Origin of the sequence: Streptomyces sp. NBC_01465, assembly GCF_036227325.1 — a bacterium.
In the GTDB taxonomy this organism is placed as follows: Bacteria; Actinomycetota; Actinomycetes; order Streptomycetales; family Streptomycetaceae; genus Streptomyces.
Genome location: NZ_CP109467.1, coordinates 8316695 through 8340746 on the forward strand (window position 1 = coordinate 8316695; position 24052 = coordinate 8340746).

The following is a 24052-nucleotide window of genomic DNA, read 5'->3' on the forward strand; positions in this document are numbered from 1 at the left end:
CCGGAGCCTCCGGTCAGGAGAAGTCGCCGGCGAGCGCGGCAGCCATCCGCAGATGCGGACCCGCCTCGCCGTGACGCCCCTGCCGCTCCAGGGTGCGGCCGAGCATCAGCAGCGCGTACTGCTCCACCGGGTCCCGCACCAGCACCTCGCGCAGCTCGGACTCGGCGCGGCCGAGCTGGGCGGAGTGGTAGTACGAGCGGGCGAGCAGCAGCCGCGGAGCGACCTGCTCGGGGACCTCGTCGACGAGTCCGCGCAGGATGAGCGCGGCCTTGCCGTACTCCTTGGCGTCGAAGAAGAGGTGCGCACGCTCCCAGCGCTCGGTCGCGGTTCCTTCCGTGAGGTATGTCTCGATGATGTTCACGAGGGCGGTAACGCACGCACCTGCTTGAACATTCCACTACAACGCCGACAGCCCCGGTACTGCTGTTCCCGGTCCGGGCGGCGCTAAGTTGAGCGCCATGAGCAATCTCGACAGTCAGGCAGCACTCTCCGTCTGCGGCGGCCGCGGGTTCGTCGCCGCCGAGCCGGTGCGCGAACTGCTGAGCCCCCGCACCGTCAAGCTCGGCGAGTCCACCGAGGTGCGCAGGCTGCTGCCCAACCTGGGCCGCCGTATGGTCGGCGCCTGGTGCTTCGTCGACCACTACGGCCCCGACGACATCGCCGACGAGCCGGGCATGCAGGTCCCGCCCCACCCGCACATGGGTCTGCAGACGGTCAGCTGGCTGCACGACGGCGAGGTGCTGCACCGCGACAGCCTCGGCTCGCTCCAGACCGTACGGCCGAGGGAGCTCGGCCTGATGACCTCGGGCCGCGCCATCAGCCATGCGGAGGAGAGCCCCAAGTCCCACGCCAAGTTCCTGCACGGCGCGCAGCTCTGGGTCGCGCTGCCCGACGCCCACCGCAACACCGAGCCCCACTTCCAGCACCACACCGACCTGCCGACCGTCACCGCCCCCGGCCTCACCGCAACGGTCATCCTCGGCACGCTCGACGGCGCGGCCTCGCCCGGCACCACGTACACCCCGCTCGTCGGCGCCGACCTGTCGCTGTCCGCCGGCGCAGAGGCGAACCTGCCGCTCGACCCGGACTTCGAGTACGCGGTCCTCTCCATGTCCGGCGAAGCCCACGTGGACGGCGTCCCGGTCCTCCCCGGCTCGATGCTCTACCTCGGCTGCGGCCGCACCGAACTCCCGCTCCGCGCGGTCTCCGACGCAGGCCTGATGCTGCTCGGCGGAGAGCCGTTCGAGGAGGAGATCGTCATGTTCTGGAACTGGATCGGAAGGTCCAACGAGGAGATCGCACAGGCCCGCACCGACTGGATGACGGGGTCCCGCTTCGGCGAGGTCAAGGGCTACGACGGCGCCCCGCTGCCCGCCCCCGAACTCCCCGCCGTACCGCTGAAACCCAGGGGCCGGGTGCGCTGAAGCGGGGTGGCCGGCGGAGCGTCCGGGGGCGGGTGCGACGATGCGGGGATGCGTGAGGTCGATGAGCTGATCAATGTCGAGGATCCGGCCTGGCCGCTCCTCCTTCAGGAGCTGTCCGGCTCCGACGTACCGGTGGAGGTGCTGCCCGGAGACGGCGAGGCCGGCCGCGTCGCCCTGCGCCAACTGCAGGTCTCCGCCCGGTCGAACGTGGGCGGGATCGCACTGAACTGCGGCGGACTGCTCGTGGACGGGGGCTGGTTGCGGATCTTCGGCAGCCCGGGCCACGGCGGCCCCGGAGGAATGCCGGGCCTCGCCGAGATCAACGCGATGCCTGCGGCTTTCGACCCCGCATGGCGGGCGGAGCCGGGGCTCGTGGTCGCGCACGATGTGCTGGGCGGAGTCTTCGCCCTCAACGGAGGCAACCCCCGCGAGGCCGGACGGCCCGGCGCCCCGGGCGAGATCCTCTACTTCGCCCCTGACTCCCTGCGCTGGCTGGCACTCGGCGCCGGCCACTCGGCGTGGCTGTCCTGGATTCTCTCCGGAGGGCTCCAGGAGTTCTACGCGGACCTTCGGTGGGACGGTTGGGGCGATGAAGTCTCCGTACTGAACGGCCGGCAGGGACTGTCCTTCTACCCGCCGCTATGGTCGGCCGAGGGCCGTCAAGATCTGTCGGCGACCAGCCGTCGAGCGGTGCCCATGGCGGAACTCCTCGGCGTGAGCCGTGACTCCTGCCTGCAGTTCGACGGCGCGGACCCGGGATTCCTCGGAGTCGCCTGAATGACCTACGTGATCGAAGCCGCTCGCGCGGACGACTGCGTGTGGTTGGGCCCGTTCCTGCTGAGAGCCTGGCTGCAGACGTACCCGAACCCGGAGTCGGGGATCGACGAGGACTGGATCCGCGAGCATCGGGGCCCCTCGGCCACCGTGGAAGGCGTCACGCGGTGGCGGGAGTTCATCGAGGCAGCGAACCGGCAACCGGACCGGATGTTCTGCCGCGTTGTACGTTCCGAAACCGAGAACGTCGGCGTCATCTGCGGTCGCCGCGACGAAGTGGTCACGCTCGGACCGATGTATCTGCTGAGCCACGCCCAGGGGCAAGGACTCGGTGCTCGCATGATGACCGAGTTCCTCGCTTGGGCCGAACCCGCACCCGTATCCCTCTGGGTCACGGACTACAACGAAAGCGCGGTCCGTTTCTACCAACGCCACGGATTCGAAGTCACGGGTGAGCGCACGACGTGGCAAGGACGGCTGCCCAACCTCCGTATGACCCGCGACGCTTCAGCCGGCGTCGAACACCACTGAGCTGCACGGAAAATGTGTCGCCCGGTGGTGCGGGCGCCGGGATACTGCCTCGATGATCCGTACTGAACAGCCTCAACTGCTTCGACCCCGTGCGTTGGCGACCGGAGATCTCGTCGTGGTCGCATCGCTGTCAGGGCCGCTCGATGCCCGCTACGTGCCCGATCTCGAGCGGGCGGTCACTGTGCTGGAGCGGATGGGATTTCGCGTCCGTCTCGCGCCGCTGCTCAAGGCAGGTGAGAAGCATTGGTGGAGCGCGGCCCGGCCCGAGGAGATCGCCGAGGAACTCAATGTACTGCTACGAGATCCCGAAGTGCGCGCGATCGTCGCTCATGACGGCGGCCAGACCGCGCTCGGATACCTCGATCTGATCGACATCGAAGCGATCACCGCCGACCCCAAGCCGATCCTCGGCTACAGCGACATCTCGCTGCTGCATCTTGTGCTCCATGCGCGTACGGGCCTGGTCGGCTTCCACGCCGACGTGGCCACCCCCGGCCTCGGCGGGCACTGGCAGGCCGCGTCCGCAGCGCGCCGAGCAGAGCTGGAGAGGCTCTATTCGACGCTCCTGACCGGGACGGAAGCGATCGGTGCGCTGCCCGCCACCCCGTCGTGGGAGTGCTGGCGCGCCGGTCGCGCCGAAGGCCGGCTCATCGGCGGGGTGATCAACCGCATCGTGCTGAACCAGGCGACGCGTTACGCGCTGCCGCTCGAACGGTTCGACGGCGCGGTGCTGTTCTGGGAGGAGATGGGCGGCCACGCATCGCATGTGTGGAGCTATCTGCAGGTGCTGCGGCACGCCGGCATCCTCGACCGGATCGCCGGCATGGTCGTGGGCGTCCCGTACGCGATCGACGGACTCGGCACGCCCGAGGCGTCCCCGACGCTGCCCGAGATCGTGCTCGACGTGCTCGGCGACCGTGACATCCCGGTTCTGGGCAACGTCGAGTTCGGACACGCCGGCCCCAACCTGCCGATGCCCGTGGGGATCCGCGTCGCCCTGGACGCGCAGCAGCGGACGCTGTCACTGCTCGAGCCGGCGGTGCAGTGACGACATCCACTGGTCAGCCGGTGTGCTTCACCAACGCGTCGATGAGCGTGGGCCACAGTTCGCGCGGGCGGTCGTGACCCATGTCGGGGATCAGCAGGAGTTCGGCGCCGGGCACCAGCTCCGCGGTGCGTCTGCCGCCGCTGGGGTCGATCAGCGTGTCGTCCAGGCCGTGGATCACCAGCGTCGGCACCCGGAGCTCGCGGAGGGCGTCCGCGCGCGAACCGCTGAGGATCATCGCGCCGAGCTGACGGCCGGTCCCCGCGGGACAGTAGGCACGGTCATAGCTGTCGGCCGCCAGTTCGCGCAGCACCGCGGGGTCGCCGTACCGCCGGGAGGACCAGATCAGCCCTCTCTCCGCCGTCGCGATGTACCCGGCGCGGTCCGCGGGCCTCGGACTGAACAGCGCCGCCTGCGCTTCCGGGCTGGGCCGGCCGTATGCGCTCTCGCCGGTCGAGGACATCATCGAGGTGAGGGTCAGCACCCGCTGCGGGGAGGAGAGGGCCATCGTCTGGGCGATCATCCCTCCCATCGAGGCACCGACCACGTGGGCGCGTTCGACACCGAGCGCGGTGAGCAGCCCGAGGCCGTCGTCGGCCATGTCGCCGAGCCGGTAGGGAACCATCGCGAGCGCGGCGGCCATGTCGCCCGAGCTCACGGCGGCGATGAACTCGCCCACGTCGACGGGGTGATCGTCGAACTGGGTGGACAGCCCGCAGTCGCGGTTGTCGTAACGGATCACGTAACGGCCGTGATCCGCCAGCTCCCGGCAGAAGTCCTCGTCCCAGGCGAGCATCTGTGCGCCGAAGCCCATCACCAGCAGAACGGGGGGATCCCCGGGGTCGCCGAAGGTCTCGTACGAGAGGGACACCTTGGGGGACACGTCAACGATCGGCATACGTGGAGCCTGTCATGCAGCGCGGCGGGCGGGGGACGGGGGGCTCAGCTGTCGGCGCCGTCCCGGCGGTCGGGTGTGAGGAGATAGCCGGTCGCCATGTCGCTGAGTTCGTCCGCGAACCGGCGCAGTGCCGCCTCGCCGACCACCGGATCGGGGCGTACGGAGTTGTGGAAGCAGGCGCCGAGTACGGTGCGGGCCGCGGTGTCCAGCGCCGCTTCCGGGTGCGAGCGCCGGATCCGGTCGGTGTACGGGCCGGCTGCTTCGAGCAGCAGCCGGTGGATCTCGATGATCGTGCGCGCTCCGCGCTCCCCAGGACCTGCGCCCCGGGCGCGGAGCAGTTCGGGGAAGAGTTTGCTGTCGGCGAACGACTGCAACAGGGCGAGGGCGTAGGCGCCCAGGACGCCGGAGAGTGACGGCCGGGCGGTTCGCAGCTGCTCGGCCACGTACTCCTCGCGCCGGACCAGCATTCGCTCCGTGAGGGCGTTGACCAGCTGTTCCTTGTCCTCGAAGCGGCGGTAGATCGTGCCGACCGAGACACCGGCCCGTTCCGCGACGCCGGAGATCGTCATCTCGTCGAGGCCTGCCGAAGCGGCGATCTCCTCGGCCGCCTGCAGCACACGAGCGAGTGTCGCGGCGCTGCGCGCCTGCCGGGGTTCCCGGTAGGACGACGGGCGGTCTGGTTCGACGGTCATGATCCGCATCGTATCGGCGGCGTACCCGGCAGGAGCCGTTGACAACCGGTGCCCCTGTCGGCGTACGCTCCGAATGCAAATGTGAATCTACATTCGCATTTGAATGGAGGCGTGACCATGACGGACGTAACAGTGACTCTCACATCAGGGCCGGCCGGCGGCGGGAGCATCGACGACTTCGAGCTGTTCTACGCGCGCCGCGCCCTGGACCGCTTCCGGACGCGGCTGGGACGCCAGGGTCTGCTCGACCTGCTGGCGGAGGACATCGAGGAGGGCAACGCCTTCCTGCACGAGAGCGCTCGTACGTCCGGCGGCCGCTTCAAGGCGGGTACGACGGTGCTTGCGACCCGGGGTCTGACCTCGGCCGCCTTCCTGGCCTGGATGGACAAAGCCTTCGCGGGCGACGAGAAGGCACTTCTCGCGGCGCACCCCGAGCACTATGTGATGGGCACCGACACCATCGGGGCGCGCGTGGTGGAGAACATCGGTCCTCACGTCTGCTCCTTCTACATGGGCGGCTGGGGAACGGACGAGCTGGCCTGGGCCGCGGACGCGGAGGAGCTTCTCCCGGAAGCCGAATATCCGCGCAAGATGTCCTCGAACCTCTTCCTGGCCGACGGCACCGTCGTCGGGCGAGCCCTGATCCAGTTCGGTGACACCACCGACGGCTTCACGGCGAACCTGACGGTGTACTTCCCCGTCACGTGCCCGGACGAGGTCGTGGACCACCACCTCAGGCACTACGCCGTCGAGTTCAGGAACTGGATCGTCGCCGCGGCGGCCGCGTGAACTAGTCGGCCGGCTCCGACTCCAGCGACGCCACGTCGAGGACGCCGTCGAATTCGGTGAGCGCGGCAACCAGTTCGTGCACACTGCCGGTCCCCTCGATCTCCAACTGGACGGCCATGGTGCCGCGCGACTCGGCGCCCGAACCCCACTCGGTGCGGTCCGCCCGTACCTCGACCACATGGAACCCACGACTCGTGCAGTGTTCGAGGACCCGGGTGAGGACGCTGCTGCCGATGCGGTACGCGAGCTGCAGGCGGGACCGTTCGGCCGAGGTGAGGGCGGGGACGCGCCGGGTCAGCCAGGGATAGCCGCGGACGACCAGGAAGTGCACGGCGGTTGCGGCGATCGCGAGCAGCGGCAGGCCGCCGCCGCAGGCCATTCCTATGGCGCAGGTGAGCCAGATGGTCGCGGCGGTGGTCAGCCCGCGGACCGCGTCCCTCCGTACGAAGATGAGGCCGCCGCCGATGAAACCGATCCCGGAGACGATCTGCGCGGCGACCCGTGAGGGGTCGAACGAGACATGGTCCAGGGCGAGGACCGCGTTGAACCCGTGCTGCGACACCTCCATGAACAGGGCGCTGCCCACTCCGACGAGAGTGTGGGTGCGCAGCCCCGCGCTCTTCTGCTGGATGGCGCGCTCCGCGCCGATCAGCGTCGACAGGAACAGCGCGATGCCCAACTCGGCGAACTGGCGTGCCCCTTGACCGGCTGCGGGGTCGAACAGGGGGACGGCGAGCGATGACAAGATTTCCTCCTTGGTGATTCCCGGGAAGCCCGGGGAAAGGTGGCCGCCACATGTCTGTGCCGAGCGTGCTCGCAGTCTTCGCGCATCCGGACGACGAGTCCTTGTCGGCCGGCGGTGTGCTCGCTCGGCAGGCGGCCGCGGGGGCACGGACCGCAGTGGTCACGGCGACCTGGGCCGAGGGCACGCACCGGGCGGGCGAGTTGGCCGAGGCACTCCGCGTCCTCGGCGCCGGCGGTCCGCGCCTGCTCGGGTACGCCGATGCCAAGGTGCCGGAATCGGCCCCGGACAGCGTGCGCTGGTGCGACGCCCCGCTCGACGAGTCCGTACGCCGGCTGGTCGCGCACATCCGGGAGTTCCGACCGGACATCGTCATCACTCATGACGCGTACGGCGGGCTGACGGGTCATCCGGATCATGTGCACACCCACCGGGCGACCCTACTCGCCGTCCAGGCCGCGGGCTGGGGCCTGCTCTATCCGGAGGCCGGCGACCCCTGGCGGCCGCGTGCCCTCCATCTGGCCACCCACCCGCACTCCGCTGCGCGGCTGCTGGGCGAGCGCCTGATGCGGCCGGGCGGGCAGATGTTCAGCGTTCCGGACGAGCGGGTCACGGCAGCCGTCGACGTACGGCCGTGGCTGGAGCAGAAGCTCGGTGCCGTGATGGCGCACCGCAGCGAGGTGGCGAGGGGAGCTCTGCCGGGCAGGCTCGCCGCCCTCCCGAGAACCGCCAGGGAGGAGCTGATGGCGACCGAGTGGTACATCCACCACGACCTCATGGCCTGACCCGGACTCCGCGCGTGACCTCGGCGGTGCCGCCCAGATGGATCAGCGGCCCTGACGGGCTGTGCTCCGCGGTGACGGTGGACGGACTGCCGAGGGAGTCACCCATGTCCACGGCGATGTCGGTGACGCCCGCCCCGGCCAGGTGGGCGGCGAGACAGGCGGTGCTGTTGGCGTTGGCGATGTCCTCCTCGACGCCGATCGACGGGGCGAACATCCGGGCCGCGAGACGGCCGGTGGGCGTCGGCGGGGAGTAGACGTAGCAGCCCAGGAGACCGAGCCGGTCGCAAGCGGTACGGAGCGCGTCGAAGTCCGGGGCGAGCGCGGCGAGTGAGGACCTTCCGGCAACGGGTACCAGCAGCCGGGGTCGCCCCACCGAGGCGACCCGGATGCCCGAAGCGAGCGTGGCCGAGGTGAGGCCCAGCGCAGGGAGTACCAGGTCGAGCTCGATCCCGGTGGGTTCGCGCAGGTCGACCGGGCCGGACACGAAGGCGGCACGGACGTACGTTCTCTCCCGTACGGCCCGGCCGGCGAAGACCCGGCCTCCCGCGCGCAGTGTGACCCCGTACTCCGCGCGCCCGGCACGTCGGGCGAGGAGGGCCAGCGCGGCAACGGTTCCGTGGCCGCACGCGGGCAGTTCTCCCTCCGCGGTGAAGAAGCGGAGGGAGACCGCGGGCACGCCGGCCGAGTCGTCGTGCGCCGAGACGAAGACGGCGTGCGACGTGCCCGCCAGAACCGGCACCCGGCGGCGCGAGTCGTCGCTCAACGGCAACTCGTCGAGCACCGCCGTGGGACTGCCGCCCCGGCCGTCGCGCAGGCACGCGTGGACGATCGCGACAGGCAGTCCGGCGGCGGATGGCACGTGAGTACCGTACTCGCCTGCCGGTCAACCCGGCCGCAGATCAGTGCAGTTGACCGATCTCCTTGAGGCGGTCGACGTACGGATCGGGGATGCGGCCGCTGAGGTCAGGCGCGACGTTCAGCGGGAACAGGGCATTGCCCGCGTTGGCCATCTTGAGAATGGTGACGATCTCGTCGGCCGGCCGCGGGTTGGTGGCGGGAGGCATGCCCTGAACGGGCGCTTCGTAGACGATGACGTCGGTGGTCCGCAGGGTGTCCTCGTGGTCGTTGTTCGCGACGACCGTGTGCGGCGGCGTCTTGCGGATCATGTCGCGCACGGGCTGGTAGGGGATCTGGGAGTACGGGATGTTCCAGCCCCAGCCGTCGAACCAGGGGTAGTCGATCTGTCCGTACTGAGTCAGCAGCTCACGGAGCCGATTCTCGATCAGCTCCGTTCTGTCGCCGTTGTGCCGGTCCCAGATGGAGAAATAGAGTCGTCGGGTTGAAGCCGGCGGGGTTGCCGTTGGGGTCGGCCCACTGGGCGTCCTGGTACGTCGGCATGTTGACGTGCATGAACATGCCGAAGGGGTCGTCCTTCACCCACCTCGCCCCGGGGCGGACGGCAGGTATGCCGCCTACCGCGAATTCGTGGCACTGGACCAGCGCTTCCACGACGCCGTCGCGGCCGGCGCCGGGCGCCCGCTCCACGCGGACGCCATCGAGCGACTCCACTCCCATCTGTACATCTTCCGGCTCCGCTCCATCCCCGGTGCGGGCGAACCGACCCTCGCCGAACATGAGCGCATCGTCCGGGCGGGGCTGCGCCGCAGCCCCGAGCGGGCGTCGGAAGCGATGTCCGAGCACCTGCGGCTCAGCCTGGAACGCCGGTGCAACGGGGAAGACGCCCCCCGACCGCGACCGCTCGACCTGCACAGGCGCCCCGGTTCGGGAACGATGGCCGGTGTGGACGACGGCTGGTGGTACCGCAACATCGTTGAGCCGGGGAAACTCCCGCTGCTCCTGGCCCTGATCGCGTTCGTCATCACCTTCACGGTGACCCGCCTGGTGACCCGGCTGATCCGCGCCGGCAAGGGCCCCTTCCGCAATGTCACGCCCGGCGGTCTGCACGTCCACCATGTCGTGCCGGGCATCGTCCTGATGGCGGTCGGAGGATTCTCCGCGATCGCCGGCGGCCGTCACGGCTTCGGCGCGGGTGTGGCCGCCGCCCTGTTCGGGGCCGGAACAGCCCTGGTGCTGGACGAGTTTGCGCTTGTCCTCTACCTGAGCGACGTCTACTGGACCCAGGACGGCACCAAGAGCGTCGAGGTCGTCCTGGTCACCGTGTCCCTGGCGGGGTTGCTGCTCGTCGGATTCGCACCGTTCGGCGTCGACGGACTCAGCGAAGCCGAACTCCACAGCCGTACGCAGGTGATTCTCACGGTGGGACTGCATCTGGTGCTCTCGCTGGGGGCGTTGCTCAAGGGCAAACTCCGCATGGCCGTGCTCGGCGTGTTCATCCCGTTCGTCTCACTGGTCGGCGCGGTCCGGTTGGCCCGTCCGGGCTCCGCATGGGCGAAGCGCTTCTACCGCGATCGCCCTCGGGCCCGCGCCCGCGCCGTGAAGCGCGCCTACCGCCACGACCGGCGCTGGAGCGGTCTCCGCCGTCGTGTCATCGACCTGGTCGGCGGGCCGCCCAGCGTGTGACGACCGGCGCCGATTGAGGCTGAGCACGTCTCAGCTGGCCGCCCCGCTCAGCCTGGCCACCGCGGCGGCGCTGTGCTGAGGGCCGTGACCTTGTTGCCGGAGACATGGAGACGGGGCGTCTTCCTGGTCGCCGGGAAGCGGGACTCCAGAAGCGGTGTGCCGCTCACCTTCTTCATCCCGTTGACCCGGGCGACCCAGGCGTCGGCCTTCGCCGGGGAGGCCTTGGCGATCTGGGACTCGAGGGGCCCCAGGAGTCGGACTCGGTGTCGATGCCCGGCACGACATGCGCCCGGGCGGGGCCTACGGCGGTGAGAGCGATCGAGAGGCCGAGACCGGCCGCGAGCGCATCGCGGGCCGGTACAGGATCCGGGGGACGTATCGCGGCGCCCAGTGCCAGAATTGCCCTGTGTACGGGGAGATCCTCGAACGCGACCACGAGCTGGCCCAACTGGGCGCCGCCGCACGGGAAGCGGCCGGCGGTGCCGGGTCGGTCGTGCTTGTCTCCGGTGAGGCCGGAATCGGGAAATCGAGCCTGGTCAGAGCGGCGCCCGGGGTGCTTCCCGCGCAGGCGCGGCTGCTCGTGGGCGAATGCGACGATCTGGTGATGCGGCGCCCGCTGGGCCCTTTCCGCGACCTTGTCGGCGGCGTGGGCGGTGTCGGGACCGAACTCGCGCAGGCGCTCAAAGGGGGCGGGGACCGGCAACGGGTCTACGACGCCCTGCGGGCGGAGCTGACGGCGGCTCCGCATCCGGTGGTACTCGTCGTCGAGGACGTGCACTGGGCGGACGAGGCGTCACTGGACGCACTGCGTTTCCTGGTGCGCAGGGTGGGCCGACTGCCCGCTGTGCTCGTACTGACGTACCGGGACGACGAGTTGGGGCGCGAACACCCCCTGCGCCATCTCCTGGGCCAGGTCTCCCGTGTGGACCGTGTGCACCGGCTGCCCCTCTCCCGGCTGTCGCGGGAAGCCGTACGCACCTTGAGCGCGGCCGGACCTGCCGATGCGGTCGAGGTGTACGAGGCGACGTCCGGCAACCCCTTTTTCGTGGCCGCGGTCCTGGCCGCCGGTGGTACGGGGTCGGTTCCCCCGACCGTGGTCGACGCCGTGCTGGCCCGCCTCCGCGGCCTCGACACCCGTACCCGCGACGCCCTCGAACAACTCGCCGTTGTGCCCTCCGCAGTGGAGCGGGGCCTGGTGGACGCGCTGCTGACGGACGGGGACGCCGTACTCGCCCAGGCCGAGCAGCGCGGACTGCTCACCGTCACCCCGGAGCGGGCCGGCTTCCGGCACGAGATCATCCGCCGTGCCGTCGCCGACTCGCTGCCCGCCGCGCGGCGCATCGCGCTCAACCGCGACGTGCTCGACGCGCTGATCGCACAGCCGGGCGCCGACCCGTCCCGGATCGTCCACCACGCGGCGCAGGCCGGTGACCAGGACGCGATCGCGCACTACGGCCCCGACGCCGCCCGCGATGCCTCCCGGGCCGGTGCCCACCGCGAAGCCGCCGCGCAGCTCAGGCTCGTACTGCGCCAACGGCAGCGCTACGGTCCGGCAGCTCTGGCGACGCTTCTTGAGCAGTACGCGGTGGAGAGCTACACCATCGCCGACTCGGCGGCCGCCGTCGGCGCGCAGTGCGAAGCCGTGGCCCTGCGCCGGTCCCTCGGCGACACCCGGGCGCTCGGCGCCGATCTGCGCTGGCTCTCCAGGATCCACTGGTGGGCGGGGGACGCCGACGCGGCGCAGGAGTCCGCGCGCGAGGCCATCGCCGTGCTGGAGCAGACGGACGACGGGCGGCTGCTCGCCCTGGCGCTGAGCAACACCTCCCAGCTCCACATGCTCGCCGACCGCACCGACGAGGCCGTCGAGTTCGGCGAACGCGCCATCGTCCTGGCCCGCAAGGAGGGCGACGCGGCGATCCTCTCGCACGCCCTCAACAACGTCGGCGCCGCACTCTGGCGCAGCGGAGACCCGCGCGGGCGGCCCCAGTTGGAGGAGAGTCTGCGGGTGGCGCTGGCCGCAGGCGAGGTCGAGCATGCCTGCCGGGCGTACGCCAACATCATCTGGACGCTCCTGGAGAACCTCCAGTACGACGAGGCCGACCGTTTCCTGGGTCCGGCACTGGAACTGGCGGACCGGGCCGAGCACCTCGGATTTCTCAGTTATCTGCAGGTCGAGACGGCGCTGCGGCGGTTCGCCTCGGGGGAGTGGGGCGAGGCGGAGCGGTACGCGGAACTCGGCGTCCACGATCCGGTACCGGGCCGCTGCCCCGCCCTGACCGTACTGGGGCGGGTGCGGATCCGGCGCGGTACGCCCGGCGGCGACGAACTCCTCGCCCAGGCCTGGGAGATGGCGGTGGGCACCCGTGAACTCCAGCGCACCGGACCCGTGGCAGCGGCCCGCGCCGAGGCTGCCTGGCTCCGCGGCGACCACGAGGGAGCGGTGGCCGCCGCGGGCCCCGTCCACGACCAGGCGCGCCAACTCACCTACACGGCGCACCAGTCGGAGCTCGGATACTGGCTCGGCAAGGCCGGGCACCCCGTCGCGCCTGACGGCTCCGGACATCCGTACGCGCTCCAGGCCGCGGGCCGGTGGCAGGCGGCGGCCGACGCCTGGGAAGCGGCGGGCTGCCCTTACGAGCACGCCTCGGCGCTCGCCGAAAGCCCGGCCCCCGAGGACAAACTGGCGGCCCTCGCCGAGCTCGACGCACTCGGCGCCGAGCCGCTGGCCCGCCGGGTCAGGGCCGAGCTGCGCGCACTCGGCGTGCGCCGGATCCCGCGCGGCCCGGTGGCGGCGACGCGGGAGAACCCCGCCGGGCTCACCGAGCGCCAGCTGCAGGTGATGCGCCTGCTCGCGGAGGGCCTGACCAATCCCGAGATCGCGCACCGCCTGGTGGTGTCGGTCCGTACCGTCGACAACCACGTCTCGGCCGTACTCGAGAAACTCGGCGCCCGCACCCGACGCCAGGCCACGCTCCGTGCGGCTGATTTGGGGCTGCTGCCGGGACGCGAGAAGTAGGTACCCGGCGGGCGCGAGCTAGGTGTCCGGCACGGATACCGGCGTCCGCGGTCCGGACTAGAACAGACGAATCCGAACCGAACACCGGACACACGGGGGATTCACATGGCCATGACGCCTGCACAAGCGGCGCGCCAGGAGCTCGCAGGATTCAAGGGAGAACTGACCGGACCGGAGGACTCCGGCTACGAGAAGGCCCGAGCCGTCTACAACGCGATGATCGACAGGCGGCCCGGGCTCATCGCGACCTGCACCGACGCCGATGACGTGGCCCGCGTCGTCGGCTTCGCACGCGACCGCGGCCTGCTGCTCGCGGTACGCGGCGGCGGCCACCACGGGGCAGGTCTCGGGACCTGTGACGGGGGAGTGGTCGCCGACCTGTCTCCGCTCAAGGAGGTGCACGTCGATCCGGCCGCCCGGACCGTGCGCGTCGGCGGCGGCTGCGTATGGGGCGAGGTGGACCGGGCGACGAACGAGCACGGACTGGCCACTCCGAGCGGCATCGTCTCCACGACGGGGGTCGGCGGCATCACCCTGGGCGGTGGCATCGGCCATCTGACCCGTAAGTTCGGACTGACCGTCGACAACCTGCTGGAGGCCGACGTCGTGCTGGCCAGTGGCGAGCGCGTACGGGCGAGCGCCGACGAACACGCCGACCTGTACTGGGCGATCCGCGGCGGCGGAGGCAACTTCGGCGTCGTCATCTCCTTCCTCTTCAGGCTGCACGAGCTGAGCACGGTCGTCGCGGGACCCACCTTCTGGCCCGTCGAGCTGGGAGCCGAAGTCCTCGCCGCCTACCGGGACTTCCTCCCCTCGGCACCGCGCGAACTGAACGGGTTCTTCCTCTACGGCAGCGTCCCGCCGGCCCCTCCGTACCCCGAGGAGCTCCAGCTCCGCAAAGCGTGCGGCGTCGTCTGGTGCTACGCGGGCGACGACACGGACGCGGCGGCCCGCGCCATGGCCCCGCTGCTCTCGGCGCTGCCCGAACCGATGCTGCACGGCCCGGGACCGATGCCGCACCCCGCGCTCCAGTCGGCCTTCGACGGGCTCTACCCGGCCGGCGACCAGTGGTACTGGCGCGCGGACTTCGTCAACGAGATCCCCGACGAGGCCCTCGCCCTGCACGCCAAGTTCGGGGCCGAACTGCCCACCCCGCAGTCGACGATGCACCTGTACCCGATCGACGGCGCCGTCCACGACCACGCACCGGCCGACACTCCGTGGAGCTACCGCGACTCGGGCTGGGCCTCCGTCTACGCGGGAGTGGACGGGGACCCGGGCAACGCCGACCTCATCAAGCGCTGGACGGTCGACTACTTCGACGCACTGCACCCGTACTCGGCGGGCGGCGCCTACGTGAACATGATGATGGACGAGGGGCAGGAGCGGGTGCGGGCCAGCTACCGCGACAACTACACGCGGCTGGCCCGTATCAAGGCCGAGTACGACCCGGAGAACCTGTTCCGCCTCAACCAGAACATCCAGCCCGCCCCGAAGCCCCCCTTCGAGGCGCGGCCCTGACGGAGGGAAGGATCGGCCGGGCGAGCGGTGTTCCGTGGGCCGGACGGGGGAATCCGGGCGTGTTCCTGATAGGGGAACGGCGGAACACCGCACACCTCCTGGTAGAGGCGCGGTTCCGGTACAGCAGTCACTCGGGGCACCAGAGCAACGAGGCCGCGCACTCCATGGAGGTTGGTCTCATGCGTTCGATACGTGCTCTCTCGGGTCTCGCCCTGGCCGGTGCCGTCCTGGCGATGGCGGCGCCCAATGCCCACGCGGTGTCGGCGAGCTGCCAGAAGGCACTGGACGACGCTGAGATTGCTCAGCGCAATTTCGACACGATCAGCAAGGACCCGACCACCTCGGAGGAGGACAAGAAGAACGCCGAGGACGAGGCCAACATGACCGCGTCGACGGCTCAGCGATTCTGTGACTCCACGGACTCGGCGGTGACGGGTTCGGTCAAGGCGGGTCTGGGCGGCACGCAGGGCGGCACCGGCCCGGGCGAGCTCGCGGGCGGCGCGGCACTGCTCGCCGCGGGTGCCGCGGGCGGCGTGATGATCATCCGCCGCCGCGCGGCCGGCGAGCGCTGACCGATCGCCATCGCCTCCCCGTGCACCGGCCCCTTCGGGAGGCCGGTGCACGGGGAGGCGGCCGTCTCCCACCCCACCGAGGAACCCGTATCGCCATGACGAACTCCCGGAGCGCCGCCGATGTCCGCCTCTGGCCGAGGGTCGTACTCGTCGTCCTGGCGCTGCTCGCCGGCGGGCGCATGATCGCCGACGGCGGCGCGCACACGGGGGACGCGCCCAGGCCCTCTGCCGCGGACGCGTTCGGCACCACCGGCGGCCAGGGCGCCGCTCCGGCCGTAGGGTCACTGCCGCCCTCCGAGCCGTCACGCGTCAAGATCAAGGCCATCGACGTGGACGCCCCGCTGACCGGGCTCGATCGGGACGCGAACAACACACTGCAGGCGCCGCCCGACGACGACGCGAACCTGGCCGGCTGGGACGAGAACGGCATCACCCCCGGCAGCACGGGAACGGCCGTCATCGCCGCACACCTCGACACGGCCGAAGGCCCCGCCGCCTTCTACGGCCTCAGCTCGCTCCACAAGGACAACACGGTGGACGTCACGCGCGCCGACGGGCGTACCGCCGTCTTCACCGTCGACGCGGTCGAGGAGTACGAGAAGGACGATTTTCCCAGCGAGAAGGTGTACCGGAACGCCACGCGTGCGGAACTGCGGCTGATCACCTGCGGCGGCAACTACACCAAGAAGAACGGCTATTCGGGGAACGTCGTGGTCTACGCCCACCTCACCGGAGTGAGCTGACGCGTGGCCGGCGCGCAGGCCGTCTTCGGCGCGTGGTGGCGCAGGGTGCCGCCCGCGGAGGGTGCCGTCGTGATGGCCACCGGCATCATCTCCGTCGGACTGCACCTGACCGGTCACGAGACGCTGTCGCGCACGGCGCTCGTGCTGGCCGGAGTGCTGTGGCTGCTGCTCGCGGCGGACTTCGCGGTCCGGCTCGTGGGCGATCGCGCCCGGTGGACGGCCGAGGCGGGCACCCCGGCGGCCCTCACCGCGGTCGCCGCCACCACCGTGCTCGGCACCCGGCTGTCCCTGCTGGGGTGGCAGGCGCCGGCGGTGGCGCTGCTCGTGCTCTCCGCCGTGGTGTGGCCGGTGCTGATGCTCGCGGTGACGCGCCAGTGGGGACGCCGTATGCCCGGGGGAGTGTTCCTCGTGTGCGTCGCCACGCAGGGGCTGGTCGTGCTCGCCGCGACGCTGGCGTCCGCCGAGTCCGTGCAGTGGCTCGCCCGCCTGGGGGCGGTCTTCTTCTGTCTGGGCCTGTTCCTGTATGTGGACGCGTTCATACGCTTCGATCTCGGCAACCTGCGTACGGGCGCGGGCGACCAGTGGGTCGCGGGAGGCGCGCTGGCGATCTCGGCCCTGGCGGGCGCCAAGCTGCTCGCGGTCCTGCAGCTCGGCACGGCCGTTCACGACGTGCTCCGCGGCGCGACGCTCGTGGTGCTCGCCCTCGACCTGGCCTGGTACTGCGTACTCCTCTGGGGCGAGGTGCGCTGGCCGCGTCCGCACTACGACGTCCGGCGCTGGGCGACGGTGTTCCCGATGGGGATGACATCGGTGGCCACGTTGTCGGTCGCGGGCGCCGCGAACGTCCCCTGGCTGGAGGGCCCGGGACGGGTCCTGCTGTGGGTCGCTGTCGCGGCATGGCTGGCGGCCTGCGCGGGGGCGGCCCGGACCGCGGTCCGCCAGAGGCGTTGACGCGCACACGCCACAGCCCTACTGTCACTTGCTGTTCATATCAGAACACGACGTTCACGATGATGAACTCCATCGAGTCGACGGGAAGGCACCCCCCATGCGCCTGCGTACGCTCCTCACCTCCCTGGCCGTCACCACCGCCGTAGCCGGCGGTCTCACCGTCGCCGCACCGGCGACCTCGGCCGCGGTCCTCGCGGATCCGTCCGTCGCTCCCGGCGGAAACTTCGACCTGTCGGTCTGGCAGCTCCAGGAGCCGGTGGGCTCACCCGGCTCGCCGACCACCATCTCGTCGTCCCGGCTGCAGGGGGCGAACGGGTTCCAGGACTCGTACTTCTACACGGACACCCGCGACGGCGCGATGACGTTCTGGGCTCCCGAGAAGGGCGTCACCACGCCGAACTCCAACTACGCGCGCTCCGAACTGCGCGAGATGAACCGCGACGGCAGCGCCGCCAACTGGTCGCTCAGCGGAAGCCACCAACTGAAGGCGACCCTGCGCGTGGTGTCGGTGACGTCGAACGTCTGCGTGGGTCAGATCCACCTCGGTACGGGCGGCACTTCCACCAAGCCCCTCGTGGAGCTGTACTACCGGTCGAGCGGCGACATCGTCGTCGGCACGGAGAACTCGCCCTCCGGCGGCCAGACGACCCACACGGTCGGCCACGTCGCGGTCGGCAAGACCTGGAGCTACACCATCGCCGTCTCGGGCGGCCACACCATCGACCTCACCGTCAACGGGTCCACCACGCACTACGCGATCCCGTCGTCCTTCAACAGCTACAAGCAGTACTTCAAGGCCGGCTCGTACAACCAGTCGTCCTCCAGCAGCACCACCAAGGGCGCCCGCGTCGGCTTCTACGGGCTGACCGTCTCCCACAGCTGAGCGCGTACGGGGGCGCCGACACCCCCGTACGGTCCACCAGGACGCGCGGTCACCCCTCCCCTCGGGCTGCAATGGACGGGTGACCGCGCCCCCTGACGACTGCCTCGCGCGCAATGACTGGATCTGCGGCGAATACCTCACCACGCGCCGGGAGATCCTCTGGGACGCCGTCCTCCAGCACCTTCACCTGACGCTCGTCTCGGTCCTCATCGGCCTGCTGCTCGCCGTGCCCCTCGCGGTCGCCGCCCGCCGCTGGCGCTGGGCCTCCGGACCAGTCCTCGGGCTCACCACCGTCCTGTACACGATCCCCTCGCTGGCGATGTTCTCGCTGCTGCTGCCGGTGTACGGACTCTCCGCCTCGCTCGTCATCGCGGGCCTGGTCCTCTACTCGCTGACCCTGCTGGTACGGAACATCCTCGCCGGACTGCGCGCCGTGCCCGAGGAGACCCGTCAGGCCGCGCGGGGCATGGGCTACGGGCCGATCCGCCTCCTCTTCGCCGTCGAACTGCCCCTCTCGCTGCCCGCCGCCATGGCCGGGCTGCGCATCGCCACCGTCTCCGCCGTCTCACTCGTCACGGTCGGTGCGATCGTCGGCTACGGAGGCCTCGGCAACCTCATCTACACCGGGATGAACACCTACTTCAAAGCGCAGGTCCTCACCGCCTCCGTTCTCTGCGTCGTCATCGCCATCGCCGCCGACCTCGTCCTCCTCGGCGTACAGCGGCTGCTCACCCCGTGGACCCGGGCGGTGCAGTCATGAACACCCTCTCCTCCGCCTGGTCCTGGCTGACCAGCTCCGCCCACTGGTCGGGCGACGACGGCATCTGGCACCGCCTCGGCGAGCACCTGTTCCTCACCGTCGTCTGTCTGCTGCTCAGCTGTCTGATCGCCCTGCCCATCGCGCTCGTTCTCGGGCATCTGGGCAAGGGCGGTGCGCTCGCCGTCAACATCTCCAACGTCGGCCGGGCGGTCCCCACCTTCGCCGTGCTGGTGCTGCTGCTTCTCACCCCGCTCGGCACCCACGGCCAGTGGCCCACGATCATCGCGCTCGTCGTCTTCGCCGTGCCCCCGCTGCTCACCAACGCCTATGTGGGGATGCGCGAGGTGGACCGTGACGTGGTGCGCGCGGCGCGCGGTATGGGCATGACCGGGCGACAACTGATGTTTCACGTGGAACTGCCCCTTGCGCTCCCCTTGGTCCTCACCGGCGTACGTATCGCCGCGGTGCAGCTGGTCGCCACGGCGACCCTCGCCGCGCTCGCCGGCGGCGGAGGACTCGGCCGGATCATCACCGCGGGCTTCAACCTCGCCTCCACCCCGCAGGTCGTCGCGGGCGCCGTTCTCGTCGCCGCCTTCGCGCTGCTGGTGGAAGGCCTCTTCGAGATCGCGCAGCGACTGGCACCCGAATGGGCGAGAGGCAGGATGGGATGAGACTCCGTCACGTCCTGCCCGCGCTGCTGTTCCTCACCGCCGCCTGCACCACCGGGCCCACCCTGGAGAACCAGGGCGACGTCACCGCGCCGCCCGGCGACAGCAAGCATTTGACGGTCGGCTCGGCGGGATTCACCGAGAGCGACCTCCTCGCCCAGATGTACGCGCTCCTGCTCGACCAGGCCGGATACAGCACCCAGATCCTGTCCGTCACCAACCGCGAGCTCTACGAACCGGCCCTGGAGAGCGGGCAGATCGACGTCGTTCCGGAGTACGCGGCGACCTTCGCGGACTGGCTCAACGCCAAGGCCAACGGCCCCGACGCGCCCCCCGTGGGCTCTCCCGACCTCGACCAGACCATGACCGCCCTCCGCTCCCTCGCCACCCCGAGGGGCCTCACGGTCCTCGACCCGGGGAAGGCCGTCGACCAGAACGCCTTCGCGGTCACCTCCTCGTACGCCACCGAGCACAAGCTCAAGACGCTCAGCGACCTGGGCGACTCCAAGCTGCCGGTGCGGCTGGCCGCGGGCGACGAGTGCGTCCAACGCCCCTACTGTGAACCAGGGTTGAAGAAGACCTACGGGATCAACATCACCGCGGTCGACCCCAAGGGCGTCGGCACCACCCCGTCGAAGCAGGCCGTGCAGAACGGCACGGACCAGATGGTGCTCACCACTTCCACCGACGCGACGCTCGACAACTTCGGTCTGGTCCTCCTCGAGGACGACAAGCATCTGCAGAACGCCGACTACATCGTGCCCGTCGTCAACCGGTCCCAGGCCGGCAGCAGCAAGGTGACGGGGGCGCTGGACAAGCTCAACACCGTACTGACCACCGCGGATCTGGCTTCCATGAACGAGCAGGTCGACAGCTGGCGGCGGCTGCCCCAGGACGTCGCCCGCGCCTATCTGCAGTCCAAGAAGCTGATTCCGCAGTAGCTGCGGTCACGCCTCGGGCGGCCCCGAAGGCACCAGATGGAGCTCCACGACCTGGTTCGACGGTTTGCCGCCGGGTCCCGGTGTCGCGGAAATCCTCGAAGCGATCTCGACCGCACGCTCATGGGTCGCCACGTCGACGACCCAGTAGGCGATCAGGCTCTTGTCGCCCGGTGCGCTCGGGCCGTCGAAGACCACCGGCTCGCCGGAGGGCTGGGACTGGACGGTGGTGATCGTGCCCGGCCCGCCGAGGCCCCGCGTCTCCACCAGTTCGCCGGCCCCGACCAGCTCGTCGTTGAGCTCGTGGCAGTACTCGATCATCGTCTCGATGTCGCCCCGGGAGAAGCCGGACAGCTCCGTCTCCCAGCTGTCGCCGGTCACGAACGTCTGCACCATGTACCGCATTTGGCTGCTCCTCGTCACGCGTCACAGACTGCTGCACGAGTGCAGACCGTGCCGGGATCCGGAACTCATCGGCGGTCGGGAAAATTCATGCGTCGGAGACCGAATCGAACTCCACCTCGTCCCGCGCGACGCCCTGCGCGTCCGCGTCCACCGAGCGGCGCAGCGCCTCATGCAGCTTCGCCGGGGTCAGTACGCCGAGGAAGCGGGGGCCGTCGAGGACCGCCACCCACCCGGCGTCGTACTGCAGCATCTCGCTGAACGCCTGCTTCAGCGGCGCCCCGACCGGCACCCAGGCCTCCATCCGCCGGGCCAGCTCGCCGACCGTGCCCGAAGCCCCCTGCAGCGACTCGGCGGAGACCCAGCCGTGCAGCTCGCCGTGGCGGGAGAGCACCACCGCCCAGCGGGCACCCAGCACGCTCAGCTCCCGGGCCGCCGTCTGCGCCGGTACGTCGAGATAGGCGACCGGCGGCTGCTCCAGGTCGTCCTCCTCGATCTCGGTGACCGACAGCCGCTTCAGCCCGCGGTCGGCCCCCACGAACTGCGCGACATACGGCGTCGACGGCGTGCCCAGGACCGAGGCCGGAGTGTCGAACTGCTCGATGCGCCCCTGCCCGTACACCGCGATCCGGTCACCCATCCGCACCGCTTCCTCGATGTCGTGGGTGACGAGCAGCACCGTTTTGCGCACGGTCGCCTGGAGCTTGAGGAACTCGTTCTGCAGCCGCTCGCGGACGACCGGGTCGACCGCTCCGAACGGTTCGTCCATCAGGAGTACGGGCGGATCCGCGGCCAGCGCCCTGGCCACCCCCACCCGCTGGCGCTGCCCGCCGGAGAGCTGGGCCGGATAGCGGGAGCCGTACGTCTTCGGATCGAGGCCCACCAGATCGAGCAGCTCCGCCGCCCGCGCCCTGGCCTTGGCCTTCTTCCAGCCGACCAGGGCGGGCACGGTCGCGGTGTTGTCCAGGATGGTGCGGTGCGAGAAGAGTCCCACCTGCTGGATGACGTACCCGATCCGGCGGCGCAGCTTGACCGGGTCGACGCCCGAGATGTCCTCGCCGTCGACCAGGATCCGGCCCGCGGTCGGCTCGATCAGCCGGTTCACCATCATCATCGTGGTCGTCTTGCCGCAGCCCGAAGGGCCGACGAGCGTGACCAGTTCGCCCTCGGCGACCTCGAAGGAGAGATCGTCCACGGCCGTCGTGCCGTCCGGATAGACCTTGGCGACCTGCTCGAACCTGATCATGGATCCACGCTAGCCGGACGGGCTGCGGCACGCTCTTCCACGATGGTGGATCATGAGGTGTTGTCCGTACGACCAGGAGCACCTTGTGACCAGCTACCGCCAGCCGGGCGTCGTCCTCACCGACCACCGATTCCAGGTCCCCCTGGACCACGCGGACCCGGGTGGCGAGCAGATCGAGCTGTACGCCCGTGAGGCCGTCGCCTCGCACAAGGCCGGGGCGCAGCTGCCCTGGCTGCTCTATCTCCAGGGCGGCCCCGGCTTCGGCGCCAACCGGTTCACGAGCAAGCAGCAGGCCTGGCTCGGCCGCGCCCTCCAGGAGTTCCGCGTCCTGCTCCTCGACCAGCGCGGCACCGGCGCCTCCACCCCCGCCAACCGGCAGACCCTGCCGCTGCGCGGCGGACCGGCGGAGCAGGCCGACTACCTCGCGCACTTCCGCGCGGACTCCATCGTCCGGGACTGCGAGTTGATCCGGCCGCAGCTCACCGGCGGCGAGACCTGGACCGTGCTCGGGCAGAGCTTCGGCGGATTCTGCGCCGTCCGCTATCTGTCCGCCGCCCCCGAGGGCCTGACCGCCGCCGTCATCACCGGCGGGCTGCCGACCCTGGACGGCCACGCCGACGACGTCTACCGGGCCGCGTACCCGCGCATCGCCCGCAAGGTCGCCGCGCACTACAAGCGCTACCCGCAGGACATCGCGCGGGCCCGCGAGATCGCTGCCCATCTGCAGCAGAACCCGGTCACCCTGCCCAGCGGCTACGTCCTCACCGTCGAGGCCTTCCAATCGCTGGGCATCATGCTCGGCGGCAGCGACGGCAGCCACCAGCTGCACCACCTCCTCGAGGACGCCTTCGTTCCCACCCCGCAGGGCCGCCAGCTCTCCGACGCCTTCCAGGAGCAGATGCACGCGGCCCTGTCCTTCGCCGGACACCCGCTCTACGCCCTGGTCCACGAGTCCATCTACGGCCAGGACACCCGGCCCACCGCCTGGTCCGCCGAGCGGGTACGCGCCGAATTCCCCGCCTTCGACGCCGGGACCGAGGGCCCGCTGCCCCTCACCGGCGAGTCCATCCACCCCTGGCACTTCGAGGTCGACCCGGCGCTGCGCCCGCTGCGCGAGACCGCGGAGTTGCTGGCCGCCCGTACGGACTGGCCGCCGCTCTACGACACCGAGCGCCTGGCCGCCAACGAGGTCCCCGTCGCGGCGGCCGTCTACCACGACGACATGTACGTCGACGCCGACCACTCCCTGCGCACCGCGCGGGCCATCGGCGGGCTTCGCACCTGGGTCACCGACGAGTTCGAGCACGACGGGCTGCGGGCGGGGGGTCCGCGCGTGCTGGACCGGCTTCTCGCGCTCGTACGGGACGAAATCTGACCCGTACGGCCTATCCTGCGGCCATGACGGATCAGCTGGAACCGATGCCCACGGACTGGCAGCGCGCCCTCGCCGTTGTCGCCCACCCCGACGACCTCGAATACGGCTGCGCGGCGGCGATCGCCGGCTGGACCGACGAGGGGCGCGAGGTTACCTATGTGCTCGCGACCCGGGGCGAGGCCGGTATCGACACCATTGAGCCCGCCAAGTGCGGCCCGCTGCGCGAACAGGAGCAGCGGGCCAGCGCGGCCGTCGTCGGAGTGAGCGCCGTCGAGTTCCTCGACCACAAGGACGGGGTGATCGAGTACGGAACCGGGCTGCGCCGCGATATCGCGGGGGCCATCCGAAGGCACCGGCCCGAGCTCGTCATCACCCTCAACCACCGTGATACGTGGGGTGGGATCGTGTGGAACACCCCGGATCACCAAGCCGTCGGCAGGGCCGTCCTCGATGCCGCGGGCGACGCCGGAAACCGGTGGATCTTCCCCGAGCTGACCGAGCAGGGACTCCAGCCCTGGGACGGGGTGCGCTGGGTCGCGGTCGCGGGATCCGTGTCTCCCACGCATGCGGTCGACGCGACCCCGGGACTGGAGCGCTCTGTGCTCTCCCTCCTCGAACACCGCACCTACATCGAGGCGTTGACGGACGAGGACCCCGAGACGTACTGCCGTACGTTCCTCACCGGGAACGCGGAGGCCGCCGCCGAGCGCTTCGGGGGCCGGCCCGCCGTCACCTTCGAACTCTTCGGGCGCTGAG

The 24052-nt window shown here is 70.6% G+C and carries 27 protein-coding genes and 1 pseudogene; 19 read left to right on the forward strand and 9 right to left on the reverse strand.

Annotated features, from left to right (window positions below; translation table 11 throughout):
• Positions 1-13 precede the first annotated feature (13 nt).
• Positions 14-361, reverse strand: coding sequence for a tetratricopeptide repeat protein (locus OG707_RS38525; protein WP_443071450.1), 348 nt, complete (start codon positions 359-361; stop codon positions 14-16).
• Between the two features lie 97 nt (positions 362-458).
• Here OG707_RS38525 and OG707_RS38530 point away from each other — a divergent pair, with 97 nt between their 5' ends.
• The 4 genes from OG707_RS38530 to OG707_RS38545 are packed head-to-tail and all read left to right on the forward strand — an operon-like array spanning position 459 to position 3777.
• The gene (locus tag OG707_RS38530; RefSeq protein WP_329126529.1) at positions 459-1424 is read left to right on the forward strand and encodes a pirin family protein; all 966 of its coding nucleotides are present in this window, start codon (positions 459-461) and stop codon (positions 1422-1424) included.
• A 48-nt stretch (positions 1425-1472) separates the two neighbouring features.
• Positions 1473-2201 (forward strand): DUF2625 family protein, encoded by a 729-nt coding sequence (locus OG707_RS38535; protein ID WP_329126530.1) that lies wholly within the window; start codon positions 1473-1475, stop codon positions 2199-2201.
• Positions 2202-2729 carry a GNAT family N-acetyltransferase gene (locus tag OG707_RS38540; RefSeq protein WP_329126531.1) on the forward strand — a complete coding sequence of 176 codons (528 nt, stop codon included), beginning with the start codon at positions 2202-2204 and terminating at the stop codon, positions 2727-2729.
• A gap of 52 nt (positions 2730-2781) precedes the next feature.
• Entirely contained in the window at positions 2782-3777 is a 996-nt protein-coding gene (locus tag OG707_RS38545; protein WP_329126532.1) for a S66 peptidase family protein, read from the forward strand.
• Between the two features lie 13 nt (positions 3778-3790).
• Here OG707_RS38545 and OG707_RS38550 read toward each other — a convergent pair whose 3' ends face one another.
• Positions 3791-4672, reverse strand: coding sequence for an alpha/beta fold hydrolase (locus OG707_RS38550; protein ID WP_329126533.1), 882 nt, complete (start codon positions 4670-4672; stop codon positions 3791-3793).
• Between the two features lie 44 nt (positions 4673-4716).
• The gene (locus tag OG707_RS38555; RefSeq protein ID WP_329126534.1) at positions 4717-5364 is read right to left on the reverse strand and encodes a TetR/AcrR family transcriptional regulator; all 648 of its coding nucleotides are present in this window, start codon (positions 5362-5364) and stop codon (positions 4717-4719) included.
• A 117-nt stretch (positions 5365-5481) separates the two neighbouring features.
• Here OG707_RS38555 and OG707_RS38560 point away from each other — a divergent pair, with 117 nt between their 5' ends.
• Positions 5482-6153 (forward strand): hypothetical protein, encoded by a 672-nt coding sequence (locus OG707_RS38560; protein ID WP_329126535.1) that lies wholly within the window; start codon positions 5482-5484, stop codon positions 6151-6153.
• A gap of 1 nt (position 6154) precedes the next feature.
• Here the strand turns inward: OG707_RS38560 and OG707_RS38565 are convergent, their stop codons facing one another.
• Positions 6155-6898, reverse strand: a complete 744-nt coding sequence (locus tag OG707_RS38565) for an MgtC/SapB family protein (protein ID WP_329126536.1) — start codon at positions 6896-6898, stop codon at positions 6155-6157.
• 50 nt (positions 6899-6948) lie between these two features.
• On the opposite strand from OG707_RS38565, the gene OG707_RS38570 reads away from it, so the two are divergent.
• Entirely contained in the window at positions 6949-7680 is a 732-nt protein-coding gene (locus tag OG707_RS38570; RefSeq protein ID WP_329126537.1) for a PIG-L deacetylase family protein, read from the forward strand.
• Here the strand turns inward: OG707_RS38570 and OG707_RS38575 are convergent.
• From OG707_RS38575 to OG707_RS38585, 3 genes are all read right to left on the reverse strand, one after another.
• Positions 7670-8539, reverse strand: coding sequence for a PhzF family phenazine biosynthesis protein (locus tag OG707_RS38575; RefSeq protein WP_329126538.1), 870 nt, complete (start codon positions 8537-8539; stop codon positions 7670-7672). The two genes, OG707_RS38570 and OG707_RS38575, sit on opposite strands and share 11 nt — an antisense overlap.
• Positions 8540-8579: 40 nt before the next feature.
• Positions 8580-8855: a hypothetical protein gene (locus tag OG707_RS38580; RefSeq protein WP_329126539.1), complete on the reverse strand. Its 276-nt coding sequence runs from the start codon at positions 8853-8855 to the stop codon at positions 8580-8582.
• Between the two features lie 88 nt (positions 8856-8943).
• Entirely contained in the window at positions 8944-9117 is a 174-nt protein-coding gene (locus OG707_RS38585; RefSeq protein WP_329126540.1) for a hypothetical protein, read from the reverse strand.
• Positions 9118-9165: 48 nt separating this feature from the next.
• On the opposite strand from OG707_RS38585, the pseudogene OG707_RS38590 reads away from it, so the two are divergent.
• The 11 genes and pseudogenes from OG707_RS38590 to OG707_RS38640 form a co-directional block, all read left to right on the forward strand.
• Positions 9166-9327 (forward strand): annotated as a pseudogene (locus OG707_RS38590) (FCD domain-containing protein); the annotation flags it as partial.
• A gap of 144 nt (positions 9328-9471) precedes the next feature.
• Complete coding sequence (locus OG707_RS38595; RefSeq protein WP_329128199.1) at positions 9472-10221, forward strand: hypothetical protein; 750 nt, start codon at positions 9472-9474, stop codon at positions 10219-10221.
• A 406-nt stretch (positions 10222-10627) separates the two neighbouring features.
• The gene (locus OG707_RS38600) at positions 10628-13237 is read left to right on the forward strand and encodes an ATP-binding protein (RefSeq protein WP_329126541.1); all 2610 of its coding nucleotides are present in this window, start codon (positions 10628-10630) and stop codon (positions 13235-13237) included.
• Between the two features lie 105 nt (positions 13238-13342).
• A complete protein-coding gene (locus OG707_RS38605) occupies positions 13343-14758 on the forward strand; it encodes an FAD-binding oxidoreductase (RefSeq protein WP_329126542.1) in 1416 nt (471 codons plus the stop codon).
• A gap of 179 nt (positions 14759-14937) precedes the next feature.
• Entirely contained in the window at positions 14938-15330 is a 393-nt protein-coding gene (locus OG707_RS38610; protein WP_329126543.1) for a hypothetical protein, read from the forward strand.
• Between the two features lie 95 nt (positions 15331-15425).
• Positions 15426-16073 carry a class F sortase gene (locus tag OG707_RS38615; RefSeq protein ID WP_329126544.1) on the forward strand — a complete coding sequence of 216 codons (648 nt, stop codon included), beginning with the start codon at positions 15426-15428 and terminating at the stop codon, positions 16071-16073.
• A 3-nt stretch (positions 16074-16076) separates the two neighbouring features.
• Entirely contained in the window at positions 16077-17024 is a 948-nt protein-coding gene (locus tag OG707_RS38620) for a tellurite resistance/C4-dicarboxylate transporter family protein (protein WP_329126545.1), read from the forward strand.
• A gap of 97 nt (positions 17025-17121) precedes the next feature.
• On the forward strand, positions 17122-17907 hold the full coding sequence (locus OG707_RS38625) for a polysaccharide lyase family 7 protein (protein WP_329126546.1): 786 nt from the start codon (positions 17122-17124) through the stop codon (positions 17905-17907).
• 79 nt (positions 17908-17986) lie between these two features.
• The gene (locus OG707_RS38630) at positions 17987-18667 is read left to right on the forward strand and encodes an ABC transporter permease (RefSeq protein ID WP_329126547.1); all 681 of its coding nucleotides are present in this window, start codon (positions 17987-17989) and stop codon (positions 18665-18667) included.
• Positions 18664-19338, forward strand: a complete 675-nt coding sequence (locus tag OG707_RS38635) for an ABC transporter permease (protein WP_329126548.1) — start codon at positions 18664-18666, stop codon at positions 19336-19338. The genes OG707_RS38630 and OG707_RS38635 overlap by 4 nt, the downstream gene beginning before the upstream one ends.
• Positions 19335-20276 (forward strand): ABC transporter substrate-binding protein, encoded by a 942-nt coding sequence (locus tag OG707_RS38640; RefSeq protein WP_329126549.1) that lies wholly within the window; start codon positions 19335-19337, stop codon positions 20274-20276. The genes OG707_RS38635 and OG707_RS38640 overlap by 4 nt, the downstream gene beginning before the upstream one ends.
• 6 nt (positions 20277-20282) lie before the next feature.
• On the opposite strand, the gene OG707_RS38645 is transcribed toward OG707_RS38640, so the two are convergent.
• Both OG707_RS38645 and OG707_RS38650 read right to left on the reverse strand, forming a co-directional pair.
• Complete coding sequence (locus tag OG707_RS38645) at positions 20283-20678, reverse strand: YciI family protein (protein WP_329126550.1); 396 nt, start codon at positions 20676-20678, stop codon at positions 20283-20285.
• Positions 20679-20763: 85 nt separating this feature from the next.
• The gene (locus OG707_RS38650; RefSeq protein ID WP_329126551.1) at positions 20764-21921 is read right to left on the reverse strand and encodes a betaine/proline/choline family ABC transporter ATP-binding protein; all 1158 of its coding nucleotides are present in this window, start codon (positions 21919-21921) and stop codon (positions 20764-20766) included.
• 52 nt (positions 21922-21973) lie between these two features.
• On the opposite strand from OG707_RS38650, the gene OG707_RS38655 reads away from it, so the two are divergent.
• Positions 21974-23296 carry an alpha/beta fold hydrolase gene (locus OG707_RS38655; RefSeq protein ID WP_329126552.1) on the forward strand — a complete coding sequence of 441 codons (1323 nt, stop codon included), beginning with the start codon at positions 21974-21976 and terminating at the stop codon, positions 23294-23296.
• A 23-nt stretch (positions 23297-23319) separates the two neighbouring features.
• Positions 23320-24051, forward strand: coding sequence for a PIG-L deacetylase family protein (locus tag OG707_RS38660; protein WP_329126553.1), 732 nt, complete (start codon positions 23320-23322; stop codon positions 24049-24051).
• Position 24052 lies beyond the last annotated feature (1 nt).